We start from the raw sequence: 23,820 nt of genomic DNA, 5'->3' as shown, positions 1-23,820 counted from the left end.
AATAAAAGTTACAAAGCCGGCATACGTAAGTTAGCGGTTTTGCATGGAACACATTTTATGGTGCCAAACGTGAGTTTATAAAATAACGCATCTAGCACTCACGTTCGGTAACTAGATAACGAATTAAAAGTGAAACTTTCAGGAGTAGAAAGCATGTTTAGAAAATCACTTATACCCGTCTTCATCGCAACAGCGCTAGTAGGTTGTGGAGATGATGATAAGGCTGAGTTAGAAGGTAATACTCGCGGCAGCGTCCAAATCATCGGTAGCGATTTTGTTGCTGGCGCTTCGCTCTCCGCGATGATTACTGACGCAGACGGCATTGTGGCAGACACGGTTAGCTACGCTTGGTCAACAGGTACGACAGGCTCTACTTACACCATTACTGAAGCTGATGAAGGTACTGTTATTACGGTTTCTGCTAGATATACTGACGAAGCTGGGTTCACCGAAGGGGTGGGTGATGAGACACCTGTTATACGCCCAACGTTGAATGTCTCTGCCAACGTTGTGAAAGGACCCGTCAGCGGTGCAAGCTGTGACTTATCTGAAGTGAATGACAGCGGCGCAGCAATTACTCCTGCACAAGCTACGGCGATTTCTAGCGATACCGGTGCCCTTGCTTTTACCGATGTTCATTTCGAAGGTGTTGGTTTAATCTCTTGTACAGGCGGCACTTACGCTGACGAGTCAACCGGTGAGGTGCTCAGTGCTCCTTTGTTGCGATCGGTGATAAATGTAGTTGAAAATATCACTGATGAGAACGGTGAAGTACAACCGCCACCGACCTATGTCGTCTCTCCTTTAACCGAGATGGCAGTGCAAGCTGCAGGCGCCAATTTGAATGCTTCTGTTGAAATGGCACTGGCTATCAACGCCCGTTTTGGCATTCGTTTCGATACAACACAAGTTCAACCAACGGCAGTAGGTGAGGTTGCTCTTGGCGCGCAAGACGCTGAAAATGCAGACAGATATGGCTCTGTATTAGCACTTTTATCTCAGCTAGATGCTGATGATGCAGACAAAGATATGGCTGCGATTATTGCGGATGTCGCTACTGATTTAACCGATGGATCGTTTTCTGAGGCTAATTTAGCCGTATTTGAAACGGCACAAACTAATTTACAAACAACTTCAAGCGTTGCGGGCGATGTCGACGAATCCTTGCTCGACGTGATTGGCTCGGCGATTGGTTATAACAACGATCCCGTGGCTGCAATTATCGAAGGCACATTAAGCGGTACGATACAAAATACGTCGATTGATCCACTCACAGGCACAGTGACTGTGCTAGATCCAAACTTTGAAGAAGATGCCATTGTTGCTCAAACCGACGTTGCATTAGACTACGGGACTTTTAGTATCAGCGCAGCCGGTAACTGGTCTTATACGGTTGACGTAGACAATGAAACCGTTGCTAATCTTGAGGTGGGCAATTCAGTCAACGATATCATTACTATCACATCAATCGATGGCACCACGGCAGACATTACTATCCGAGTGGCAGCACTGACTCAAGTCGTCAAGATTTCCGATCTCGGCAATGACACTGGTGAGATCAGGTTTAGCGTAAATAATTTGCGCCAAGGTAAGCTGAGTGCTTCATTCCTCAAAGAACAGACGCTCGGTAGCGACGGCAACTTTAAAGATGCTTACATTACGTTATACGGTTCATCTGGCAGCTCGAGTGAATCACTTATCGATTTGCGCATCCAAGGCTCGCAGACAGATGGAGATGGTAATGCAATCGCACCGCGTTTCTTCGTAAGAAATACCGATAGTGACGCCTACCCAGGTATTATGGTGACAGCGCCATTTGTCGAAGATCAATTCTATCAAGTCGAAATTACGTGGGACTTGGACCAGGCCGAACAACTCACCGTTACTATTAATGGAGAAGTCATTGGCGGTGGATCTTTTTCCACAGCAGCCGTTGTTGACTCTGATTTCACAGACTTAGACCAATGGTTCGCCGATGGTATTAGAGCGATTCAGTTTAGATTAGGTGACAATGATAGAACGATTCCTTTTGGCTCTTACTTTGTTGATAACATTGCGGTGTATTCAGACACGGCCGGCACAACAAGCGTATTTGAAGATGATTTCGAGAGTTATAATCTAGGTGACACTCTCACGGGTGACACAAGTCCTTACAGTCTATCCATCTATTCTGAAGTGGTTGTTTTTGATGTGGGTGATGGTACTGAAGAGCCTACACCGGCAGTTTTCTTTGATTTAACTGGCACTCTTCCAAGTGATTCCACCGAGCCATTAATCGGTATGGTGAGTGTGATTGACCCAGATGAGGGCGAAGCTTTTATCATTGAATCTAGCGTTGATAGCACCTTTGGAAGCTTCTCAATTACTGAAGACGGCGCTTGGACGTATACACTCGATACCACTAATTCCGTTATTGCTGCCCTTATCAATGGCGAGCGTGAAACCGATACCATTACCATAGAATCCTTAGACGGTACCACTGCTGAGGTTGTGATCACGATCACCGGTGTTGGCGGCGATACTGGTGGCGCCAACAAAGTAGCGGTAATCATAGACACGGATCCAGGCGATACAGGTGAATTACGCTACGCATTGGGTGATGATGGTCCTCTTGCTGCAGGTAGAATCGAAGTGGCAATTAAGCGACTAGATGACAGCCTCGGTGATGGCGATGCGTTTATCACGCTGTTCAACTCTGCGACAAATAATGATGGTGCGATCTTGGATTTGCGTATCAAAGACAATAGTTTTGGTGTTCGCAGTCCAGGAGATGTTGATACTTCTGCCGCTACTGTGTTACTCGATCAATTCATGAATGTGGTGATCACTTGGGAATACCCGGGCGGTAACTTAGAGGTAACGCCGCTAGTCACTGTTGAAGTCGATGGTGTGCATTTTACAGCGCAAGGATTTGCGCCTGATAACAACGCCACCGGCGGTGTGACTCATGTCGCATTTAGATTTGGTGATAACAGTGGCGTGAGAGACGCGACGGGTAAATTTACGGTTGATGACTTGTTCATATACTCTGATACCGCGGGTACGGCTTTGGTCTTCTCTGATGACTTTGAGTCCTATGCTGATGGCGATTCGCTCGATACAGACAATCCGGCATCTCCATACAACTCAAGTACCTCTGAAGCAACGGTTGAGACTATCGGTGATGTGGGCGGTCCCGGCACGGAAGGCAACAAAATTGCAGAAATTCGTGATACTGATCCTGGTGATACTGGAGAGCTTCGCTATGCGCTGGGTGATGCTGGTCCACTAGCACAAGGTCGCTTCGAAGTAGCGATAAAGCGTTTGGATGACGACTTTGGTGATGGTGATGCCTTTATTACCCTGTTTAACTCCGCGACCAATAACGATGGTGCGCTGTTAGATCTTCGGATCAGAGATAGTAGCTTCGGTATTCGAAGCCCTAGTGATATTGATACCTCTGCAGCAACGGTGGTACTCGACCAATTCATGAACGTGGTGGTGACGTGGGAATACCCTGGTGGTGATCTAACCGTTAATCCGCTAATCACGGTTGAAGTTGATGGGGTTCGACTTACCAGCGATGGTTTCACGCCCGACAATAATTCAATTGGTGGTCTGACCCACGTTGCGGTTAGGTTTGGTGATAACAGTGGAACTCGAGCTGATACAGGCGTTGTTTCTGTCGATAACTTCGTTATCTATTCTGATACGGCCGGCACAACAGTGGTATTTTCTGATGACTTTGAGTCTTACGCAGAAGCGGACTCGCTTGATACCGATAATTCGGCTTCGCCCTATAATTCATCGACATCTGAGGCTATCGTGGGTGTTGAATAACCCACCTTTGCCCTATCTGTGAATCGCAATAACATCACAGATAATGCAATGCTCCATGTAGCGTAAAACGCAAGCCTACATACCCAAAAAGCCCCCCGAGTTACAAAACTCGGGGGGCTTTCTTTATCGGTTTATCCTCACATTGACAGTCATTGTTCTAGTCTACAGCGTTGAAAGAATCCGCTGCTCGTACAGTTAGTCGCAACTGACTTCTTTTGCTTACATTCACCACATACTAAAACCGACTTTATGCTCATCTCATAAACTTCTGGTGATAAGGTTGTAACGCAGAGTCTATTTGTATGAAAGTCAGCTTTTGTAAACAATGTGAGAGGAAATAGCGCCGAAAAAAGGCCTGAAAAATCAGGCCTTATTTTAACTTCTAACGTTAACGAATCGGCTAGACTAATTGCGAGAGAATTCGTCGACTTCTTTCTCAGCTTCTTCTTTAGATTTGCCGTAAGCTTGTTGAATTTTACCAACGAGCTCGGTTTTACGACCTTCAATTTGGTCTAAATCATCATCAGTAAGTTTGCCCCATTTCTGCTGCGCCTTACCTTTCATTTCTTTCCAGTTACCTTCTAAAGTATCACTATTCATAAGCTTCTCCTTTATTGATTAACGAATTTACGTTCTGTTCACTTAGAACTATTTGTTATTCAGCAAAGTTCACACCATTTTGTTGGAACTATCTTAATTTTGAAATTACCTTTATATAAGTCGCTGATTTTATTTGATTATTTTTTAATGGTTGCTTTGCTAACTAAGGCGTCGAAGCTTTGGGAGACAAAGGCTTTACTGAGTTTGTAGTTGTAATATTTACAATGATTATGTTGATTATCTAAACATTCTACATGTCCTTTTAGCGAACGATAATTATGTAATGGCAATGTAATTCAATAAAACCAAGGTCGTAACCTATATTAGAAAAATGGCAAGTTACTTGCACTCTACTTTGTGAAGCTAACTTTTCTTGTTGTAACAATTAGGCCCTGACTCAAAGGCAGTCTCAACATTGTTTTCAGCAAAATTAAGAAAGAAGGAACAAATCATGCAAAGTGCTAGTGGTGACAACAAGGGGGGAGTTGTAGAAGATGCTCCTCAGCAAATCGATCTTGATCCTGGGATGCTTGTTGAGAAATTAGACTCATGGATTGACGGAGCAGTCAGGTTGATACCCAATATTATCACTGCAATATTGGTGTTAATAGTTTTCTACTTTCTGGCGAGATTTCTTGGCCGCATAGTTCGCAAAAGTGCCGTTAAGCGTTCTAGGGACAATTTAGGCGAGGTATTAGGCGGACTGGTCAAATGGATGCTAATGATCATTGGCTTTTTATTCGCTGCAACCATTGTCATCCCCACATTGAAGCCTGCAGATTTGATCGCTGGACTAGGAGTTAGTTCCGTCGCCATCGGCTTCGCATTCAAAGACATTTTACAAAACTGGCTTGCTGGGCTACTTATCTTACTACGTCAACCGTTTGAAATAGATGATCAAATTGAGGTTAATGGTTTCGAAGGAACCGTGAAAAGAATTGAGACCCGAGCAACCATTATCAAGACTTATGACGGTCAACGAATCGTCATACCAAATAGCGATATATACACTAATTCAGTGTTGGTCAAAACCGCCCATGAATTTCGCAGAAGTCAGTATGATATTGGGATCGGTTACGGTGATGGCATTGACGACGCATGCAGCATCATACTCGATGCAGTTAAAAGTGTTGATGAGATCGTAACTGAACCTGCACCCGAGGCATTACCATGGGACCTTGCGGCTAGCTGGGTAACTATCCGTGCACGCTGGTGGACTGACAGCAGCAGGAGCGACGTTGTGCATGTGCACTCAAAGGTGATTAAGGCTGTGAAAACGGCATTAGATGATGCTGGCATAGACATGCCTTATGAAACCTATCAGCAATTGTTGCATGACCAAACAGATACGTTTGATGGTGATCGAACCAAGCAAAGAGAAGGTTGGCCGGCTGAAAAGGATAAAGACTTAAAGCCACGATGGAAAGCCCAACTTGAAGCTGAAAAAAGCTCCGAAAATAAGCAGTAGTAAGTAACGAACAGCTAGATGACGCTACTGACCATTCACTCATAATAGGCCTCTAACATGGGGCCTATGCGCTAATTGATTGTCCAAGAAGCCGTCACCACTTCCCATTCGGCTAGCTTAAATTGCCGAATCTATCCTCATGGCGTATGTTTAAGTAATGAGCACCTAATGAATTGTATTTATGATTTTGGCAGACGTTTTAGCATTAGTTTGAGAGCATCAAAATGAACGCGGTATTTCTCATTGGTCGAAAATGGAAAATACCTGTGGTCTAAAAAGCTACGGCTTGGGCCTCACTCAATTACGTAAACTGGCTAAGACAATTGGACGTAATCATCAACTAGCACTCGAATGCTGGCAGTCCGACTATTATGATTTGAGGGTCATTGGTTTATTAATTGATGAACCGAAGAAAATAACTGTGGAACAAGCAGAAAACCAAGTTGAAAGCTTGAGTGCTGGAATGTTAACCCATGTTTTCAGCTTCTGCGATGCGACCTTAGCAAAATCTGCAATCGCCTTTGATATGGCTGTGAGATGGCAAAATAGTGACAGCCTTCCACGAAAAATCTCAGCCTATGGGTTGTTATATGAACTTTCTAAGAACAAACGTGATAGTCGTCTAAATGATGAGTTCTTTTTGACCACAATCTCGCAAATTAATCAGACAATAGATAACGAACCTAAGGCTGTAAGACTCTCGATGGGCACAGCATTAATGGGAATTGGTAAGCGCAATCTAACATTGAATAAAGCAGCCATTGATGTCGCTAAGCGCATTGGTGCAATCGACTTTAATGAAGGTGGTAGCAAGTGCGAACCATTTGATATTTTAAAGCACCTGACCAGTGACTACCTGAAACAGAAATTTGCAAGCTAAGCAGAATCCATAGTTTTGAAAGTCTGGATTTCTAAAAAACGCCGCTTTATTAACTGTCCTACAATTCTATCTGGAAAAAAACAGCGGTTCCTAATCAAGTTGGGGGTGACGTATTATGGCCTGCCCCCCTCCCAGTTCTTGTCAAAATGTTAGGTGTTTTTTGCTTTGACTCCGCCAGTCAGCGCAATACGCATCGCCTCTTCAACCCCGATGTCCAATTTGGTGACTTGATCACGGTTCACATACAAGGTGTAACCGCCTATTTGGAAGCTCAGTGGAACATAAACGCCTATCTTTTTGTCATCGTTAAACAATTCCTTGCCTACTAGATCAGCGGTGACAAAGCCGATTAAATGCATATCGGGTTTTATCTCCACCGAGACGACGGCTTTACTACTGTCTTTCTCGCTTATTTTAAATACGGTTAAGGTGTCACGGATGGCACCAAATATCGATTTAACCAAGGGAATTTTTTCAACTTGGCGATTTGCTGTCGATACAATCCAGCTGACAAAAAATACATTAACCAATAAGCCCACTACCAAAATGATTGCGCAGGCCATGATGATCCCTAAACCGGGAAAGTAATATTGAGTTGGCACGTAAGGCGTTAATAAACGCTCAGTACCGGTCATAAACCAGTATATAAAATACAATGTCAGGGTAAGGGGCAAAATTGCCGCCAAACCTTGGAAAGAAAGAGAAATGATTTTTCTCATGAATTTGCTGCCCGATGGTGAATCTAATCAGTCTATAATGACAGTGACCTAGGGTAACAATCAATGGATTTAGTGAGGAGTAAATGAAAGCAGGGGTTTGCCATATATTGGTAAAAGAAAAAGCATTGGCTGACCAACTTAAACAGCAATTGGACAATGGCGGTCATTTCCAACAGCTCGCCAAAAAACACAGTATTTGTCCTTCCGGAAAACGCGGCGGCGATTTAGGCGAAATACACCCCGGGCAAATGGTCAAGGCGTTTGAAAATGTCGCCTTTAAAAAGCCATTGTTGACGGTTCATGGCCCGCTAAAAACCAAATTTGGTTACCACCTCATCAAGACGCTTTATCGCAGTTAATCTATTTAACTCCTGACTAAACCCCACTTTTGTCAAAAAATGGGTGTTTTTTTCGGTTTTTTTTAATCAAAGCCCTTGAAGTCACTACGGCTATCCCCATCTTTGCACGCAGACCCTATTTCGAGTGTGGTCATAGTGGCCGCCTCAAACCCCGACTATTCGGGCACATTAACTTTAAATTGGAATTTTCAGGAGATTTGAAAATGGCAATCCGTCCTTTACATGATCGCGTTATCGTTAAGCGCAAAGAGCAAGAAAGCAAATCTGCTGGTGGCATTGTGCTAACTGGTTCTGCGGCTGAAAAGTCAACACGCGGCGAAATCATCGCGGTTGGCAATGGTCGTGTTTTAGATAACGGCGACGTCAAGGCACTCGATGTCAAAATCGGCGACGTAGTAATTTTTAATGATGGTTATGGCGTTAAAACCGAAAAATTGGATGGCGAAGAAGTGCTCATCATGAGCGAAGGCGACATCCTAGCGGTTGTAGAATAATAGCAATAATCACCTAGAAAGAAATTAAGAGGAAATTAAATATGTCAGCTAAAGAAGTACGTTTTTCTGATGACGCTCGCAACAAAATGTTGGCCGGCGTTAACGTTCTTGCAAACGCAGTAAAAGTTACCCTGGGCCCTAAAGGTCGTCACGTTATTTTAGACAAGTCGTTTGGTGCGCCTACTATCACCAAAGACGGTGTATCTGTAGCCAAAGAGATCGAACTTGAAGATAAGTTTGAAAACATGGGTGCACAACTAGTTAAAGATGTTGCGTCTAAAGCTAATGACGAAGCCGGTGACGGTACTACTACAGCAACTGTACTTGCCCAAGCCATTGTTACCGAAGGTTTGAAGTCAGTAGCAGCGGGCATGAATCCAATGGATCTTAAGCGCGGTATCGATAAGGCCGTTGTTGAAGCGGTTGCGGCACTGAAAAGCTTATCTGTGCCTTGCGCAGACAGCAAAGCGATTGCCCAAGTCGGTACTATCTCTGCAAACTCTGACTCTGAAGTGGGTGACCTAATCGCAGAAGCCATGGACAAAGTTGGCAAAGAAGGCGTTATCACTGTTGAAGAAGGCCAAGCACTGCAAAACGAACTTGAAGTGGTTGAAGGTATGCAGTTTGACCGTGGTTACTTGTCTCCTTACTTCATGAACAACCAAGAAAATGGCACTGTTGAACTAGACAGCCCGTATATCCTTTTGGTTGACAAGAAGATTGCTAACATTCGTGAGCTATTACCTACTCTAGAGGCAGTAGCAAAAGCATCTAAGCCTTTGCTTATCATTGCTGAAGATGTTGAAGGCGAAGCGCTTGCAACACTAGTGGTAAACAATATGCGCGGCATCGTTAAAGTTGCTGCGGTTAAAGCGCCTGGTTTTGGTGACCGTCGTAAAGCTATGCTACAAGACATCGCTACTCTAACTGGCGGTACTGTTATCTCTGAAGAAATCGGTTTGGAACTTGAAAAAGTACAACTTGAAGACTTAGGTACAGCTAAGCGTGTGGTAATTAACAAAGACACCACTGTCGTTGTTGACGGTGCCGGTGATGAAGAAGCTATCCAAGGCCGTTGTGCACAAATCAAAGCACAAATTGAAGAGTCTACTTCTGACTACGACAAAGAAAAACTGCAAGAACGCCTAGCTAAACTAGCTGGTGGTGTTGCGGTAATCAAAGTTGGCGCAGCGACTGAAGTTGAAATGAAAGAGAAGAAAGCTCGTGTAGAAGATGCACTTCACGCAACACGTGCCGCGGTAGAAGAAGGTGTTGTAGCTGGTGGTGGTGTTGCACTAGTGCGCGCTGCGGCTATCGTTGGCGATCTGAAAGGCGACAACGAAGAGCAAACGCTAGGTATCAAATTGCTACTTCGCGCGATGGAAGCACCAATGCGTCAAATCGCGTCTAACGCAGGTGCAGAAGCATCAGTTGTTACCAATGAAGTGAAAAATGGTTCTGGCAACTACGGTTACAATGCTGGTAACGATACGTATGGCGACATGATCGAAATGGGTATCCTTGACCCAACTAAAGTGACTCGTTCAGCACTTCAGTTTGCAGCCTCTGTTGCAAGTCTAATGATCACCACTGAAGCGATGATCGCTGATGCACCAGCCGATGACGCCGCAGGCGGCATGCCTGATATGGGCGGCATGGGCGGCGGTATGGGTGGCATGGGCGGCATGATGTAATCATCCCCTCATAACACAGCATTCATTTGCTCAAAAACCCACAAGCCTCACGGTTTGTGGGTTTTCTTTTTTTCAGTGTTCCCTACAGATATTAACTAGTGTTTATCTAACTCATCTCGGCAGGGCTCGTTGGCAAATTCAATTTCAATTGTGGTGTGAATGAAGTCAAACCGAGCTAAGCCTTCACGTAATTTTTCTTTTAACATGGTCACTTGCGACAAGGTTACATCTTGCTGCAATTCTAAGTGTACCGTCATCACATTATGTTCGCCGTCTAACGACCAAATATGAAAATGATGAATTGCATTAATTTCATCACTGTCTAATAGAATTTTTCGGACATCGTCCATTTGATTTTTATCGGGAGTAGCTTGCAAAAATAGCAGAATTGTTTGCTTTAAATTGCGCATCACGTTGAACAGAATAAAGAATGTGAAGCCGATGGAAAGTATCGGATCTAAAATAGCCCAAGGCTTAAACATGAGCACCACAGATACAATAAGAACAGCAACCCAACCGAGCACGTCTTCTAGTAAATGCCAGTTCAATACTTTCTCGTTTAAGGTGCTACCGCCACTGAGCTTATAGGCAGCAAATCCATTCACCGCAATGCCAAATATCGACAACAATAACATGCCTTCGACTTGCGGCATTTCTGGTGCGGCAAGCCTAGGGATTGCTTCATATAAGATCCACGCTGAGCCGGTGAGAAGCACCACTCCGTTGACTAGCGCACCTAACAGCGAGAAACGCTTGTAGCCATACGAAAATCTATTATTTGCTTGTCGGTCGCTTAGCTTATTCAAACCCCAAGCTGTGCCAATCGACAAACTATCGCCCAGATCGTGCACCGCATCGGCCATAATTGCAGTGCTATTGGTTAGCCAGCCTCCGATAAATTCAATCAGGGTGAAGACAACGTTTAACAAAAATGCCCAGCCAATACGGTTTGATGCTGCGTCGCTGCTATGGGCATGGGAATGATGGTGACTACTGTGCATGAATTAACTAACCCTCAACAGCATGAATTCGCGTCTCAAGGGAGGACACCAATGGGAAAGTTGCCCCTCTATTCGCCTATATTAGGCTACAAAGCGGTCAAGTAGAAGGGCTTTAGAACCGGAGCTAAAAATCAGGGCTTTACGAAGGCGAGTGAAGTAAGCAAGGTTGAGGTATCCATTGCTTACACAAATCGAGTCAAAATGGTAACAATCTGCGGATACGAAAAACCCAGTATTGTCGTTTGGCTATGTTCATCTGATTTGGTTGTGAGCACTTCCTTTGCAACCCCAGCACCAAAAATCCCGGCCAGTACACTCGGCTTTGCCAGCAACGCTTTGACGTGATTTAGCAATATATTCTTTCGCTTTGAAGCCACATAGGCTTCAACTTCGTAGTGACCAAAAAGACGTTCAAGCTCTTTTTTTTGACTTCCTAGAAGCGCGTTTTCCAATAATTTACTCATCGTTTTGATCCTCCGAATCTAACGAGTTTTCGCCTTTAACCATCGCCCAACTTTTGCTCATACTAACGTGGCTCACCACTCGCATGGTCGTGGTAGCAAGCACTGCCACCAAACCCACATTGGCACTGATTAAGATGAGGGCTATTAACCAGCCTGGCAGCGCAAAGTGAATCAACAGATAAAGCGCAGCACCATTTAGTACAATAAGTAGACTAGAAAGAGCGGCTATCATGCAAAGTGCCAAAACCAGTGTAATAGTTAAAGCACGTTTGGTAAGGTTCCACTCTGCCGACGCTAAGTGCTTCCCTGCACTCAATTTGCGTTTATAGGCAAGCCACCACTCCTCAGAGAGTGGTGCCAATGCTTTTATCTCGTCGATAGTAGAGTCCGAAACAGCGGATTGCTGCTCTGTCGTTGCTTGAGATTCCATGGGGATCTTAGTTACGGCTTAGGAATTTACCGAACAAAGCGCCCGCCACAAATGACATACCTGCAGTTGCTACTGGATTTTCAACAGCGAATTTGCGCACTGAAGATGCTTCCCAACTTTGCTGGATTTGCTGCTGCTTCTCATTCAATACTTCAGATGAATTTGCGGCACCTGATCGTAAGGTTTTTTCTGCATCACCCGCTTTTTCAGCAAGTGCATCTACGGTTTCGTGAAGTGATTTCTTTAACTTTTCCGCTACTGGTGCGTTAGCTTCTGAAGCCTCAGGATCAACCGGTTTGTTAACACCATTAGCGGTTTTATTTGGTTTGGTCTTGTTTGCTTGCGTATTCATGATTTCTCCTTAAAAGTAAAATTCACTACAACTGAGCATATACAAAGTAAACAATGCTCAATCTCTCTTTCTAAAAAGCAAGAGCGATGCCAAACTTTAAGTTGTTGAATATTATGTGATTTTATTTTTTTGAGGGTTGCGAGTCAAAATGTGAAAGTAATAATTACCTGTTTGTTATAGGAATTACAAAGCCTTCTACGATATTTACTCTAACGAAGTAGTTGATGATTTAGGTACTCTCTAGTTTTTTCAATCGACGTAATTAGTAAAAATAAGCGACATATGCACCGACACTACAAAGAATGCCATGAGGGACCAATACGGTTGGGGTTAATGAATTTTTAAGATACTCAAGGACTAGTTTCACACCACTCGGTCGGGTTGCTAACCAGTCGCAATGAAACTGCATCGCCCCAGCGCTTTGCTGTTGCGCTATGGCATGCTCAATCTTTATCAACCGGACTGAAATTCTACTTTGGAAGGTTTTCCATATGCTTTCTATTAACCAACAAAGGGCAAGCAACACCACGAATAGATAATCTAGTTTGTGATGAAATAAAAGTGAGGCGCACAACGCAACACTCAACAGCTTAATGACCAGCGCATATTTTTCATAACTGTCATATTGATTTTGTAACGTTATCCATTCTGACTCGAATGCGGCAGTGGGTGAGTTTTGCATGAATTCTGGATTTCCTGATGTTTGCTGAACTTTGAAGTATTGCAGACAAAAAAACGGCCCGCAATGGAGCCGTTTGATTATGTTATGACTGCAACGACATTAATTGCCCCAAATGTCACTTACCAACTCAGGATGATCAATAAATGGGTTGCGATTTCCTTGGTGAGTATAAGCAGCTTCATTACGATCCACTTCTTTTTGACTAACCGGATCTTGTTGATGCCAGGATTTAAGCAATGCTAAGAACCATGCTTCAAAAACCTGATTGCTGGTGCCATTTAGCACTGCATCACTATAAGTACTGTTATTTTGCCAGTTGCCGATGACATTTTCATAACGAGTCGCCATATAAAAATAAGCGCGTGCAATGTCTCCTTTAAACTCATCAATGGGCTCAAAAACGGTACCTGAATAGCCTGTTCCAGCACTTGCAGAGCCTAATAATGAGCCATTTTGAGAGCTGTAAGAAGCATTGCTAACTTCACCATACGGATAACTACTGCGCACGGAATTCACTTTTCCGTCAGTGGCAAATATATGATGAACGTCAGAGTTCATCGGTTCAATCGCTCCACCAAACCAGCTGCGTGGGAATGAGTGCTCTCGGTTATAACAATCACCTTCCCCCGAGTATGAGCCGCATTGGTTGCTAACGGGTGCATAAACATAAGGGTCATTCGCACTGGGTCGCTCAGAGTAGATGTCTAGTATGGAGCCATCATTTTCGTAGTAGATGTCAGTTTCATAACTACTATAGAAGCCCCACAATGCGCCGTATCCTTGCACTGAGTGATCTTTAATAATGTTGTAAAGTGCGGTTTTAAGTTGGTAGCCAGTGAGTCCATCAGCATCCGCGTAATAGCCGTTTAAACCGGACGAGCCGCCTCCACCACCTAGGGTAAAGCTGGTGGTTTCCACATAACCAAAGCTTCCGCCACTGGCAACTGTATTGCCGTTAAGCACGAGATTGTATGAGCCACTGCCATATTGACAACAGATGCCGTCGCCATAAGTGTCATTAATGGTTAAGGTATAGTCGCCGTCGGCTAGGCAGAGCGCCTCTTCATAGCTTTGATTGCTGGCAAACCCTGAACCAGAAGCGATGGTAACCGATTGGTTGTTTTCTAATTGCCAACTGGTTTCCGAACCATAATTGTCGGTGTTGAGGGTAAATAGCCCTGCATTAGTTTGGCATCCTGAGCCGCCTCCCACGCCTGAGTTTGGCGCATAGTTATCAATGTAAACGACCTCTGAACCATCAAACCCAGCAACATCGTAAAAGCGCAGTCCAACTTCTATTGTGCCATTGGCGCTAGCGGTATAGTTGTAGGATATTTGCTGCCATTGATTGGTGATCGTATTGTCAGAATAGCCTCTGTATCCATCCACATAGAGTCTCGCTTTGACTCCCCCTTCTGTGTGATAAACCCAAGTGCTAAATTCTAAGTTTTGTCCTGCTGTGACACTGATGCTCTGGCGAAAATCAGTGGATCCTTGCGTTGTGGTGTTAACGGTGATGGCCGCTGAGCTGGTGCCACTGTTTACTATGCTAGTGGATTGACTTACTGAGATCCCACTGTCAATTAATGTCCAGTCTTGCGGGACGCCGCCGTTCCAATTCTCAAATTCTCCATTTGCCACATCAGCCAACACCATTTGGCTGATGAGTAGTGTGCTCCATAAAAAGGTCGTTAGTTTATTCATTTTTGTTCCCGATTATTATAGTTATTCACATAGTGTGTAGGGTCTAAAAACCTGCCTTGGTGTGCCATTTATGTATGGATAACAAGCTATTAGGCTTTTTAAATGGCATTGGGGGTAGTTTAATAACTGTACAGCTTAATAAAGTCAATAAAAGGTTGGTTGAAAGTGAGCACTGAGGACTATTCTTTAGCGAGATGGTATGTAAACGGAGTTTAGTTGGTTGGGCAAAAAACCAATCTGTATTTGTCCCGCAGTCAAGTCGCTGCAAAAAACGGTATTGGACCCACGCTTAAGGTGCTTTCTCGATGCGTTCTAATCAATGGTAGATTTAATCATTGTAAGTTTACATAGGTTGACATTACCAAAATTGACGTTTTGTTATTACCATTTAAGTTGTGCTTAGTTTGAAATTCAAATATTTCAGCTTTATAAAACAACAGTTCCGCTAGTAATTTCTTCTAAATAATTAATATTATTAATAAAAATTTAACAGTCAGCTGTTGTGCTAGACGCTAACCTCAGCCCAGATGATAAGGTTACCGGTCTTACATTTGAATAGTAATGAGTATCCATTAACCGCGTATTTGTTAACAGCTGTAACAACTTTTAAATTATTGGTTGACAAACTGGTAATACAATAATACTGTTTGTCTATGCTGATTGGTTGGGAGGCGGTAAGTTTCTAAAGCGATATCGGTATAATATGAGAGTTATGCTTGGCATTAGTTGAATACGTAATTAGTTAAGAATTAGTGAAATCAATTACCTTGTCAGAAGTAAATATGCGCATCGAATAACTCTGTTTAATTGAAAACGAGCGACGTCGTCCGTTAATTGAAGATGAATGGCAATTACTCATAGCCAGATAAGAATGCACAAAACTATTTAGGAGTTATTCATGTCAAAACCTGTCATCGGTTTTATCGGCCTTGGCCTAATGGGCAGCAATATGGTCGAAAACTTACAAAACAAAGGTTACCCGTTAATCGTAATGGATCTGAATAAAGATGCCGTTACCGCATGTGTTAAAAGAGGCGCGGCTTCAGTAGGTACTGCTAAAGAGCTCGCTGAAGCAGCGGATATTGTCATGCTGTGCCTGACTACGTCGGCAATAGTGGAAAAGGTGGTGTATGCACCAGATGGCGTTCTAGCCGGGATCAAAGCCGGCTCAGTGTTGGTTGATTTTGGTACTTCAATTCCAGCCTCTACACGCAAAATTGGCGCTGACCTAGCTAAAAAAGGCGCAGGCATGATTGACGCACCTCTAGGTCGCACTCCGGCGCATGCTAAAGATGGATTGCTTAACATCATGGCTGCTGGTGATATTGAGACTTTCAATAAAGTAAAACCGGTGTTGCAAGACCAAGGCGAAAATGTATTTCATTTAGGCGCCCTTGGAGCAGGACACACAACCAAATTGATCAATAACTTTATGGGTATGACAACAGTCTGCGCCATGTCTCAAGCATTTGCGGTAGCAGAGCGGGCAGGTGTCGACCGTCAGCAACTTTTCGACATAATGTCTACTGGCCCGTCTAACTCTCCCTTTATGCAATTTTGTAAAAACTATGCTGTTGATAATGTGAGTGATCTTGGGTTCTCCATTGCTAATGCAAACAAAGATCTTGGCTACTTCTTACAAATGGTCGAAGATTTAGGCACCGAATCGAAAATAGCTGAGGGTTCTTCGGCTAATCTTCAAGCGGCATTTGATGCTGGTATGGGAAGTGGCAATGTGCCTGAGATTTTTGATTACTACCGTAAGTTAGAAAAGTAGTTCACTTAGAATTTGGCGCTTTGCTTAACTATGATTACTCGGTCGAGTATGACTTCAACAGGTTAATTATAGGCGCCCAAAAACACTTTCAATGTCGACAGACTAGAGCTGTTAAATGCGCCGCAACGATCAACTAAGTTGAGATAAAGGTCAAGTTGGTAGCCAACATCTAGTCACAACTAAAAGAGCTAATGATGCGTCTATTTAATCTTTACTCAATACAAGTTTGTTTGCTGTCGTTAGCTTTATTTACCGCTCAGCTAACGGCCAAGGAATACTTGGTGGAAAGTATTCAGGCTTATAATGAGATTTCGCCAAACTTGGTGGCTGGCGACACAGTTGTCCTTAAAAATGGCATTTGGACGGATTTTGAAATTTTGCTACAAGGACGTGGTGCAGCCGATGCGCCCATTACGTTAACGGCAGAAACTAAGGGTGAAGTTGTCCTATCGGGACAGTCTAATTTAAGACTTGCTGGTCAGTACTTAGTGGTGTCTGGTTTAGTATTTAAAAATGGCTATACACCTAGCAGCGCTGTTATTGAATATCGTCGAGATAAACAGCATTTAGCCTTTCATTCTCGAGTCACAGAAGTGGTTATCGATAATTACAACAACCCTGACAAACTTGAATCCGATTACTGGGTTGCTTTGTATGGTCAACACAATCGATTTGATCATAGTCACTTGGTTGGTAAGCGCAACAAAGGCGTGACAGTTGCAGTGCGGCTAAATAGTGAAAAAAGCCAACAAAATCACCACAAAATTGATCATAACTATTTTGGCTATCGTCCCACCTTTGGCTCAAACGGCGGTGAGACGTTACGCATCGGCACCAGTCATTACTCCCTGACTAACTCTTATACCTTAGTGGAAAATAATTACTTCGAACACACCAATGGCGAAGTAGAGATTATTTCGGTTAAATCGGGTGAGAATACGCTGCGCGGAAACCTATTTTATGAAGCTCGCGGCACCCTTACCTTACGTCACGGCAACGGCAATATCATTGAGCAGAATGTGTTCATTGGTAATGGCGTCGATCATACCGGTGGTATTCGCGTAATCAATAAAGACCAGATAATTCGCAATAATTATCTTGAAGGGCTCACCGGATATCGCTTCGGTAGCGGTTTTACGGTCATGAACGGCGTCCCTAATTCTTCTATTAATCGTTATCACCAAGTTGAAAACGCAACCGTTGAAAACAACACTTTTGTGAATGTGAAACATATACAGCTAGCGGCCGGTAGTGATGCAGAGCGCAGTGCGGTGCCCATTAACAGCAGCATTAAGAACAATCTGATCATCAATGACGATCAACAGCAACCCTTTTCCGCTTTTGATGACGTCAGTGGCATTGAATTTAGCCAAAATATTGCCAATACCCAGGTGTTAGCAGAATTAGCTTATGGTGTTGAAAAACGTGATTTTTCTTACTCTCGATTGGACAACGGATTGATTTATCCAGAGTCTAATGAAATTACTGTCGGGGTGAAGCGTGATTTGAAAGTCTTAGCTAAACAAGATACTGGGGTAAGTTGGTATCCTAAAACCCCCGCGTTTGTGGCATTTGATTCTGGAAAAAGCCGCAACGTCAGCGCCACCCCCGAGGCACTGCTAACGGCAATCAATCAGGCCAAATCAGGCGATATTCTGGTGTTAGCCTCGGGTCAGTACGATATGCCTAAATTGATTAAGGTCGATAAAACCTTGACCATTAGAGCCCTCGACAAAGGACAAGCAAAACTCACCTTTGAACGCTCAGCGTTATTTGAAATTCATGATGGTGGCAACTTAAAGTTAGATGGATTAACGATTTCAGGTGAAAACAGTCCTGATGCTGCGGGCAATAGCGTTGTGCGTACGCAAAAGTGGGGCATGGTGGATAATTACCGCTTTGACGTATCTAACTCGAACATAGTGGATTTAGATATTAACCATTCTTTTCACTTTTTTGTCACTGGTAAAGGGGCTTTTGCTGACCAAATTTCGATAACGGATACAAGCTTTAATCAGGTGACGGGCGATATTCTTCGTTTGAATAGTGAAATTGAAGATCTCGGTATCTATAACGCTGAATACGTCACATTGACTGGCAACTCCTTCGTTGATGTTGATGGCGCAGTGGTGCAACTTTATCGAGGCGGTACTGACGAAAGTACCTTCGGCCCGCATTTATTAATGACGAATAATGAGCTACATAATGTTGGCCATGGCAAACGTAACAAAAGTAACGCCAGCGTCTATCTTCATGGCGTTCAGGTCACAAAATACGAGCATAACGACATGCTCAAGTCTGCGCCTATTGTTGTCGAGCATACAGTCGGTGAACCACGCACAGTGATTTCCGACAATACCTTTGATTCAACCATGGCCCCTAGCGTTAAAGAGCTTCACGTCAAAGGTCCTCACACAGCGCAAATTCAAAATAATAAAAATAACAAGGTGAGGTAGGTTACTGATGCATTGTTTAGCCCATTTAATAAACCCCAAATTACTACTTACTTCATTGTTTGCTGTCTTGTTGTCTTGCAGTGTCCATGCTGCTCATCCTAATTTGGTGATCACCGATAATGATGTACAAAGCATGCGCCAAGCCATTGACGTTCAAGGACGGTTTTCAAGTGCATATCATGGGTTGAAAAAGCAGGTCGATCAGCAAATAGCACAGCCAATAACAGTGCCTATTCCAAAAGATGGTGGTGGCGGCTATACCCATGAACGGCATAAAAAAAACTATCAGCTGATGTACAACGCAGGCATTATTTATCAACTGAGCCAAGATAAGCAGTATGCGCACTTTGTACGGGATATGCTGTTGCAATATGCTGAAATGTATCCTGAGTTAGATGTGCACCCCAAGCGCAAGGTGAAGTCTCAGAATCCAGGGAAATTGTTTTGGCAAAGTCTCAACGAGGCTGTGTGGTTGGTTTACACCATTCAAGCCTATGATCTGATCCATGACGCTCTGAGCGCTTCTGAGGTTGAACAAATTGAACAACAATTGTTGCGACCCTTTGCGCTGTTTTTGTCAGAGGGACAACCTTCCACCTTTAACAAAGTACATAATCACGGTACTTGGGCGACCGCGGGCGTCGGGATGGCGGGTTATGTACTGAACGAGCCAGAATGGGTTGAAAAAGCACTATACGATTTAGACAAATCCGGTAAAGGCGGTTTTTTAAAGCAACTAGACGAATTGTTTTCCCCTCAAGGCTATTATAACGAAGGCCCCTATTATCAGCGCTACGCGCTTATGCCGTTTGTCACCTTTGGCAAAGCCATAAACAACAATGAGCCTCAACGAAACATCTTTGAATATCGTGACGGGGTGTTGTTGAAAGCCATTGATACGACTATTCAACTAAGTTACAACGGTTTGTTCTTCCCCATCAACGATGCCATAAAAAGTAAGGGTATCGATACGATTGAATTGGTTCATGGTGTCACAGTGGCATATGGATTAACCGGCGATCCTGGTTATTTAGATATTGCCCAGAAACAAGATCAAATTATTCTATCTGGCGATGGTTTAAAAGTCGCTCAAGCGTTAGACAAAAACGCAGCTCAGCCATATCAATTTAAATCGGTTGCATTTGGTGATGGCAATGATGGAAAGCAAGGGGCACTGGTTATTATGCGTAGCCAAGTGGGCGGCGACCAAGCTTTATTATTTAAGCCCGCTGGACAAGGTCTAGGTCATGGACATTTTGATAAATTGACTTGGCAATATTACGACCACGGCAATGAGATCGTATCCGATTATGGTGCCGCTCGTTTTCTCAATGTGGAAGCAAAGTATGGAGGTCGTTATTTACCTGAGAATGGTAGTTATGCAAAACAAACGGTAGCGCATAATACGGTGGTAGTTGATGAAATTAGCCATTTCGATGGAAACGTCGACCTTGGTAATGCCAATGCACCAACCTTGAACTACTTCGAAACTAATCAGTACGGCACAGTAGCCAGTGGCGAAATTCATACTGCTTATCAAGGTGTTGAGCTGAAACGCATGCTAGCGCTGGTAAATCTGCCTGAACTTGAATCAACTATTGCACTGGATGTATTCGATATCCGTGCAGATCGTCAACATCAACTCGACTTACCGCTGCATTATCAAGGCCAATTAATTGAAACAAACTTTGCATTAATGGCCAACACTAAACAGCTTTCTGCGTTAGGCGAAAAAAACGGTTATCAACACCTATGGCTGAAAGGTCAAGGTAAACCAGAACAAGAACTAGCAAAAGTTTCTTGGCTAAATGACAACGGTCGCTTCTACACTCAAACCAGTTTAGTCAATGGCAATGAGACCTTTTTGTTTACGCAAATAGGCGCTAATGATCCGAACTTCAATTTGCGTAATGAGCAGGGCTTTATTCGACGAGTTGCGAATAAAAAGCATCATCAGTTTATTTCCGTCCTAGAGCCTCATGGTGAATACAATCCAAGTAAAGAATATACCTTGGACGCTAGCAGCAAAGTAACGGGCATTGAATATAGTGAGCAAGGTGACTTAGCCCTCATCAGACTCGTAATTGCCGACCGGGAATTTCTGATTGCAATAAATCAGTTGCCAGATGCAGAAAGTCTGCAAAGTCGGACATTTAACTATCAAAACAAAACATTAACACTAAATGGTCGATTGGCCGTTTATGTGCTGAATAACCAATAGGGGTTAATCTGATGCAAAAACAAAGTGCGCACTTTTTATTCGGCAACGAAACTGAAATAGAAGATCTTGGTAATGGCTTAAAACGGCAAATGCTTGGATACAATCACGAGCTTATGGCTGTGAAAGTCTGGTTTGCCAAAGGCGCCGAAGGTTATGTACATAAACATCGCCATTCACAGGTTACTTACGTAGAAAGCGGTGAGTTTCACTTTAACATCGGTGGCGAAGTCAAGATTTTGAAAGCGGGAGATAGCTGTTTAATACCTCCGCATGTAGAGCATGGTGCAATCTGCCCAACTGGCGGTATTTTGATCGATACCTTTAGCCCAGCACGTGAAGATTTTATAGAGGAATAATATTGTGAAATTAAACGGATTACGTTGGTGGGTTATCGCATTGATCGCCTTAGCTACCATTATCAATTACATCGACCGCCAAGCGCTAAGCGTACTTTGGCCGGATATTGTCGAAGAACTATTTCCCGATGAGTCGGCGCTAGAACGAAAACAAATATACGCAAATATCTCAATCGTGTTTGTTTTTGCTTATGCCTTTGGTCAAGCCATCTTTGGTAAAGTGTTTGACTGGGTGGGCACTCGCATCGGTTTCGTGTTGTCCATCGGCGTTTGGTCATTGGCCACTGTTGCTCATGCATTTGCTCAAGGGGTGCTGAGCTTCAGTGTGTTTCGCGCTATTTTGGGGGTTGCTGAGGCTGGAAACTGGCCTGGTGCAGCAAAAGGCAATGCCGAATGGTTCCCAATCAAAGAGCGTGCTCTGGCGCAGGGTATTTTTAACTCTGGGGCAGCTATTGGTGGCATCATTGCCATTCCGCTTATCGCTTTTTTAACGATCTATTTTAGCTGGAAAATGATTTTTGTGGTGGTGGGCTTGATAGGTTTACTGTGGCTTATACCTTGGTTGATTGTCGTAAAAGCACCGCCAGGTTCGCATCCTTGGATTTCCGAAGAAGAACGCGAATACATTGTCACTGGTCAAAGACGCGGTGATAACGTCGAAGACAATGGCTCTCCTGAAGAAGACTATAATCCATCAACAGCTGAGCTGCTTTCTCGCAAGCAAAGCTGGGGTGTGATTATCGCGTCTGCCGCCATCGATCCTATCTGGTGGTTATTTGTATTTTGGATCCCAATCTACTTAAACGAAGTCTACGGAATGGATGTCAAATCTATCGGGATTTACGGCTGGGTACCTTATGTTGGTGCAATGATTGGCGCATGGTTTGGTGGTCTACTTGCGCAAAATAGGCTCAAAGCCGGTTGGAGTATCGACAAGACCCGTAAACTCACCATTACCTTGGGTTGTCTGATCATGTTACCCGCGCTATTAGCGATGGCTAATCCTGGTGCGCCTGTGATCGCGGTACTCATCATGGCGGTCATATTATTTGGTTTTCAAACTGCCATTGGCAATGTGCAAACGCTACCGAGCGATCTGCTAGGTAAAAAAGCGGTAGGTACCTTGGCTGGCTTCTCAGGAATGGCTGCAAAGCTCGGGGCAGTAGGGCTCACATCATTGGTGCCTTTTTTAACCGCAGATGGAAACTACACGCCGGCCTTTGTTATTGGTGCTTCACTGGCGATTATCGCTATGGCTGCAGTGTGGATCTTAATTCCGAAAATAGAGCCGCTGAAAAAGCTCGACTAGTTTTACAGCAGTAGCCACCCAATGGCGACGGTTTAGTTGGCCATTGGTTTATTAATTAATTAGCGTGAATAAGTCTCAATATGAAAAGTATTTATTTTTTGGGCGAATGCATGGTTGAACTCAGAGTACTTGATGGTGCAACTATGGGGCAGTCTTATGCTGGAGATGTTTACAATTCAGCAGTGTATTTGAAGCGCTGCTTTACTGATATTGCCACTTCAATTGTGACTGCCATTGGGCAAGATAAGTTAAGTGACAAAATGCTCAGTTGTTTCAAAAACGAAAACATAAATACTCAGTTTGTTTTCAGGCACAACAGCAAAGTGCCAGGATTGTATCTCATTGATACAGACGCTCAGGGTGAACGAAGTTTTACCTATTGGAGAAGCGACGCCGCTGCTCGCAAAATTGTCGATTTTCTCGATGATGACGTCATTACCCAGCTTGGAGCCGGAGATATGTTATTTTTCTCCGGTATCTCACTGGCAGTCATTGAAGAAAGCGCGCGAGAGCAGTTTTGGATACGACTGGAGCAGCTAAAAGCTGCTGGCGTGAAAGTGGTCTTTGATCCGAACTATCGAGCACGCTTGTGGCAAAGTGAAGACCAAGCTAAACAGCAATTTGAAAGAGCACTGCGGTTTTCAGATGTGACGCTACCCGGTGTAGAAGATCTCACCGTACTTTATGGAATTGATTCTGCTCAACAGGTTATCGACTTTTGTCAGTCCTTCGGCATTGCCGAAATTGTCGTGAAAAATGGTCCAGAGTCGGTTATCACTTTTGTGCAAGGTCAGCTAACAGCTCATCACATTACACCGGTGACCAATGTGGTCGACACCACTTCAGCCGGCGATGCATTTAATGGTGTTTATTTAGGAGCGCGCCTGTCGGGCCGCTCTATTTCCGATGCGGTGCAATTGGCCGCAACGGCCGCGGGTACCGTCATTCAACATCCTGGTGCTATTGCGCCACGTGACGAGTTTAAAAAGGTCATGTTAGCAGCGGGCATATAACGCGTCTTTAGATACCGCAAAT

The 23,820-nt window shown here is 43.9% G+C and carries 20 protein-coding genes; 12 read left to right on the top strand and 8 right to left on the bottom strand.

Features of this window, described 5'->3' with window-relative positions:
- Nucleotides 1-153 precede the first annotated feature (153 nt).
- A complete protein-coding gene (locus tag ABD036_RS05945; protein WP_343857514.1) occupies nucleotides 154-3,819 on the top strand; it encodes a VCBS domain-containing protein in 3,666 nt (1,221 codons plus the stop codon).
- 405 nt (nucleotides 3,820-4,224) lie between these two features.
- Here the strand turns inward: ABD036_RS05945 and ABD036_RS05940 are convergent, their stop codons facing one another.
- A complete protein-coding gene (locus tag ABD036_RS05940) occupies nucleotides 4,225-4,419 on the bottom strand; it encodes a CsbD family protein (RefSeq protein ID WP_343857512.1) in 195 nt (64 codons plus the stop codon).
- Nucleotides 4,420-4,870: 451 nt separating this feature from the next.
- On the opposite strand from ABD036_RS05940, the gene ABD036_RS05935 reads away from it, so the two are divergent.
- Complete coding sequence (locus ABD036_RS05935; protein ID WP_343857509.1) at nucleotides 4,871-5,887, top strand: mechanosensitive ion channel family protein; 1,017 nt, start codon at nucleotides 4,871-4,873, stop codon at nucleotides 5,885-5,887.
- Nucleotides 5,888-6,140: 253 nt separating this feature from the next.
- A complete protein-coding gene (locus ABD036_RS05930; RefSeq protein ID WP_343857507.1) occupies nucleotides 6,141-6,767 on the top strand; it encodes a DNA alkylation repair protein in 627 nt (208 codons plus the stop codon).
- A 149-nt stretch (nucleotides 6,768-6,916) separates the two neighbouring features.
- On the opposite strand, the gene ABD036_RS05925 is transcribed toward ABD036_RS05930, so the two are convergent.
- Entirely contained in the window at nucleotides 6,917-7,486 is a 570-nt protein-coding gene (locus ABD036_RS05925; protein ID WP_343857504.1) for a DUF502 domain-containing protein, read from the bottom strand.
- A gap of 83 nt (nucleotides 7,487-7,569) precedes the next feature.
- On the opposite strand from ABD036_RS05925, the gene ABD036_RS05920 reads away from it, so the two are divergent.
- From ABD036_RS05920 to groL, 3 genes are all read left to right on the top strand, one after another.
- Nucleotides 7,570-7,845, top strand: a complete 276-nt coding sequence (locus tag ABD036_RS05920; RefSeq protein ID WP_343857501.1) for a peptidylprolyl isomerase — start codon at nucleotides 7,570-7,572, stop codon at nucleotides 7,843-7,845.
- Nucleotides 7,846-8,048: 203 nt separating this feature from the next.
- Nucleotides 8,049-8,339 (top strand): co-chaperone GroES, encoded by a 291-nt coding sequence (locus tag ABD036_RS05915; RefSeq protein WP_343857499.1) that lies wholly within the window; start codon nucleotides 8,049-8,051, stop codon nucleotides 8,337-8,339.
- 41 nt (nucleotides 8,340-8,380) lie between these two features.
- Nucleotides 8,381-10,033: a chaperonin GroEL gene (gene groL / locus ABD036_RS05910; protein WP_343857497.1), complete on the top strand. Its 1,653-nt coding sequence runs from the start codon at nucleotides 8,381-8,383 to the stop codon at nucleotides 10,031-10,033.
- Between the two features lie 95 nt (nucleotides 10,034-10,128).
- Here groL and ABD036_RS05905 read toward each other — a convergent pair whose 3' ends face one another.
- The 6 genes from ABD036_RS05905 to ABD036_RS05880 all read right to left on the bottom strand — a co-directional run bounded on the left by ABD036_RS05905 (nucleotide 10,129) and on the right by ABD036_RS05880 (nucleotide 14,666).
- Nucleotides 10,129-11,034, bottom strand: coding sequence for a cation diffusion facilitator family transporter (locus ABD036_RS05905; RefSeq protein ID WP_343857495.1), 906 nt, complete (start codon nucleotides 11,032-11,034; stop codon nucleotides 10,129-10,131).
- Between the two features lie 182 nt (nucleotides 11,035-11,216).
- On the bottom strand, nucleotides 11,217-11,498 hold the full coding sequence (locus ABD036_RS05900) for a hypothetical protein (protein WP_343857493.1): 282 nt from the start codon (nucleotides 11,496-11,498) through the stop codon (nucleotides 11,217-11,219).
- On the bottom strand, nucleotides 11,491-11,928 hold the full coding sequence (locus ABD036_RS05895; RefSeq protein WP_343857490.1) for a hypothetical protein: 438 nt from the start codon (nucleotides 11,926-11,928) through the stop codon (nucleotides 11,491-11,493). Before ABD036_RS05895 ends, ABD036_RS05900 begins: the two co-directional genes overlap by 8 nt.
- Nucleotides 11,929-11,935: 7 nt before the next feature.
- Nucleotides 11,936-12,280 (bottom strand): DUF883 domain-containing protein, encoded by a 345-nt coding sequence (locus ABD036_RS05890; RefSeq protein WP_343857488.1) that lies wholly within the window; start codon nucleotides 12,278-12,280, stop codon nucleotides 11,936-11,938.
- A gap of 262 nt (nucleotides 12,281-12,542) precedes the next feature.
- On the bottom strand, nucleotides 12,543-12,962 hold the full coding sequence (locus ABD036_RS05885; protein ID WP_343857486.1) for a hypothetical protein: 420 nt from the start codon (nucleotides 12,960-12,962) through the stop codon (nucleotides 12,543-12,545).
- 99 nt (nucleotides 12,963-13,061) lie between these two features.
- A complete protein-coding gene (locus tag ABD036_RS05880) occupies nucleotides 13,062-14,666 on the bottom strand; it encodes an HNH endonuclease signature motif containing protein (RefSeq protein WP_343857483.1) in 1,605 nt (534 codons plus the stop codon).
- Between the two features lie 898 nt (nucleotides 14,667-15,564).
- Between ABD036_RS05880 and ABD036_RS05875 the strand changes: the two genes are divergently transcribed.
- The 6 genes from ABD036_RS05875 (at nucleotide 15,565) to ABD036_RS05850 (ending at nucleotide 23,798) form a co-directional block, all read left to right on the top strand.
- Entirely contained in the window at nucleotides 15,565-16,443 is an 879-nt protein-coding gene (locus ABD036_RS05875) for an NAD(P)-dependent oxidoreductase (RefSeq protein WP_343857481.1), read from the top strand.
- A gap of 194 nt (nucleotides 16,444-16,637) precedes the next feature.
- Nucleotides 16,638-18,899, top strand: coding sequence for a polysaccharide lyase 6 family protein (locus ABD036_RS05870; protein WP_343857477.1), 2,262 nt, complete (start codon nucleotides 16,638-16,640; stop codon nucleotides 18,897-18,899).
- A gap of 7 nt (nucleotides 18,900-18,906) precedes the next feature.
- The gene (locus ABD036_RS05865) at nucleotides 18,907-21,120 is read left to right on the top strand and encodes a heparinase II/III domain-containing protein (protein ID WP_343857475.1); all 2,214 of its coding nucleotides are present in this window, start codon (nucleotides 18,907-18,909) and stop codon (nucleotides 21,118-21,120) included.
- 11 nt (nucleotides 21,121-21,131) lie between these two features.
- Complete coding sequence (locus ABD036_RS05860; protein ID WP_343857473.1) at nucleotides 21,132-21,476, top strand: cupin domain-containing protein; 345 nt, start codon at nucleotides 21,132-21,134, stop codon at nucleotides 21,474-21,476.
- Nucleotides 21,477-21,480: 4 nt separating this feature from the next.
- Entirely contained in the window at nucleotides 21,481-22,785 is a 1,305-nt protein-coding gene (locus ABD036_RS05855; protein ID WP_343857471.1) for an MFS transporter, read from the top strand.
- Between the two features lie 80 nt (nucleotides 22,786-22,865).
- Nucleotides 22,866-23,798, top strand: coding sequence for a sugar kinase (locus ABD036_RS05850; RefSeq protein ID WP_343857470.1), 933 nt, complete (start codon nucleotides 22,866-22,868; stop codon nucleotides 23,796-23,798).
- Nucleotides 23,799-23,820 lie beyond the last annotated feature (22 nt).

The organism is Aliiglaciecola litoralis (assembly GCF_039523355.1).
Lineage (GTDB): Bacteria > Pseudomonadota > Gammaproteobacteria > Enterobacterales > Alteromonadaceae > Aliiglaciecola > Aliiglaciecola litoralis.
Note: the sequence above shows the minus strand (reverse complement) of the source record. Positions and strands in the feature narration are given on the sequence as shown.

Excerpts from the sequence above, each read along its gene's own strand:
- ABD036_RS05945 (WP_343857514.1), top strand. The coding sequence starts at position 154 with ATGTTTAGAAAATCACTTATACCCGTCTTCATCGCAACAGCGCTAGTA.
- ABD036_RS05940 (WP_343857512.1), bottom strand. The coding sequence starts at position 4,419 with ATGAATAGTGATACTTTAGAAGGTAACTGGAAAGAAATGAAAGGTAAG.
- ABD036_RS05935 (WP_343857509.1), top strand. The coding sequence starts at position 4,871 with ATGCAAAGTGCTAGTGGTGACAACAAGGGGGGAGTTGTAGAAGATGCT.
- ABD036_RS05930 (WP_343857507.1), top strand. The coding sequence starts at position 6,141 with ATGGAAAATACCTGTGGTCTAAAAAGCTACGGCTTGGGCCTCACTCAA.
- ABD036_RS05925 (WP_343857504.1), bottom strand. The coding sequence starts at position 7,486 with ATGAGAAAAATCATTTCTCTTTCTTTCCAAGGTTTGGCGGCAATTTTG.
- ABD036_RS05920 (WP_343857501.1), top strand. The coding sequence starts at position 7,570 with ATGAAAGCAGGGGTTTGCCATATATTGGTAAAAGAAAAAGCATTGGCT.
- ABD036_RS05915 (WP_343857499.1), top strand. The coding sequence starts at position 8,049 with ATGGCAATCCGTCCTTTACATGATCGCGTTATCGTTAAGCGCAAAGAG.
- groL (WP_343857497.1), top strand. The coding sequence starts at position 8,381 with ATGTCAGCTAAAGAAGTACGTTTTTCTGATGACGCTCGCAACAAAATG.
- ABD036_RS05905 (WP_343857495.1), bottom strand. The coding sequence starts at position 11,034 with ATGCACAGTAGTCACCATCATTCCCATGCCCATAGCAGCGACGCAGCA.
- ABD036_RS05900 (WP_343857493.1), bottom strand. The coding sequence starts at position 11,498 with ATGAGTAAATTATTGGAAAACGCGCTTCTAGGAAGTCAAAAAAAAGAG.
- ABD036_RS05895 (WP_343857490.1), bottom strand. The coding sequence starts at position 11,928 with ATGGAATCTCAAGCAACGACAGAGCAGCAATCCGCTGTTTCGGACTCT.
- ABD036_RS05890 (WP_343857488.1), bottom strand. The coding sequence starts at position 12,280 with ATGAATACGCAAGCAAACAAGACCAAACCAAATAAAACCGCTAATGGT.
- ABD036_RS05885 (WP_343857486.1), bottom strand. The coding sequence starts at position 12,962 with ATGCAAAACTCACCCACTGCCGCATTCGAGTCAGAATGGATAACGTTA.
- ABD036_RS05880 (WP_343857483.1), bottom strand. The coding sequence starts at position 14,666 with ATGAATAAACTAACGACCTTTTTATGGAGCACACTACTCATCAGCCAA.
- ABD036_RS05875 (WP_343857481.1), top strand. The coding sequence starts at position 15,565 with ATGTCAAAACCTGTCATCGGTTTTATCGGCCTTGGCCTAATGGGCAGC.
- ABD036_RS05870 (WP_343857477.1), top strand. The coding sequence starts at position 16,638 with ATGCGTCTATTTAATCTTTACTCAATACAAGTTTGTTTGCTGTCGTTA.
- ABD036_RS05865 (WP_343857475.1), top strand. The coding sequence starts at position 18,907 with ATGCATTGTTTAGCCCATTTAATAAACCCCAAATTACTACTTACTTCA.
- ABD036_RS05860 (WP_343857473.1), top strand. The coding sequence starts at position 21,132 with ATGCAAAAACAAAGTGCGCACTTTTTATTCGGCAACGAAACTGAAATA.
- ABD036_RS05850 (WP_343857470.1), top strand. The coding sequence starts at position 22,866 with ATGAAAAGTATTTATTTTTTGGGCGAATGCATGGTTGAACTCAGAGTA.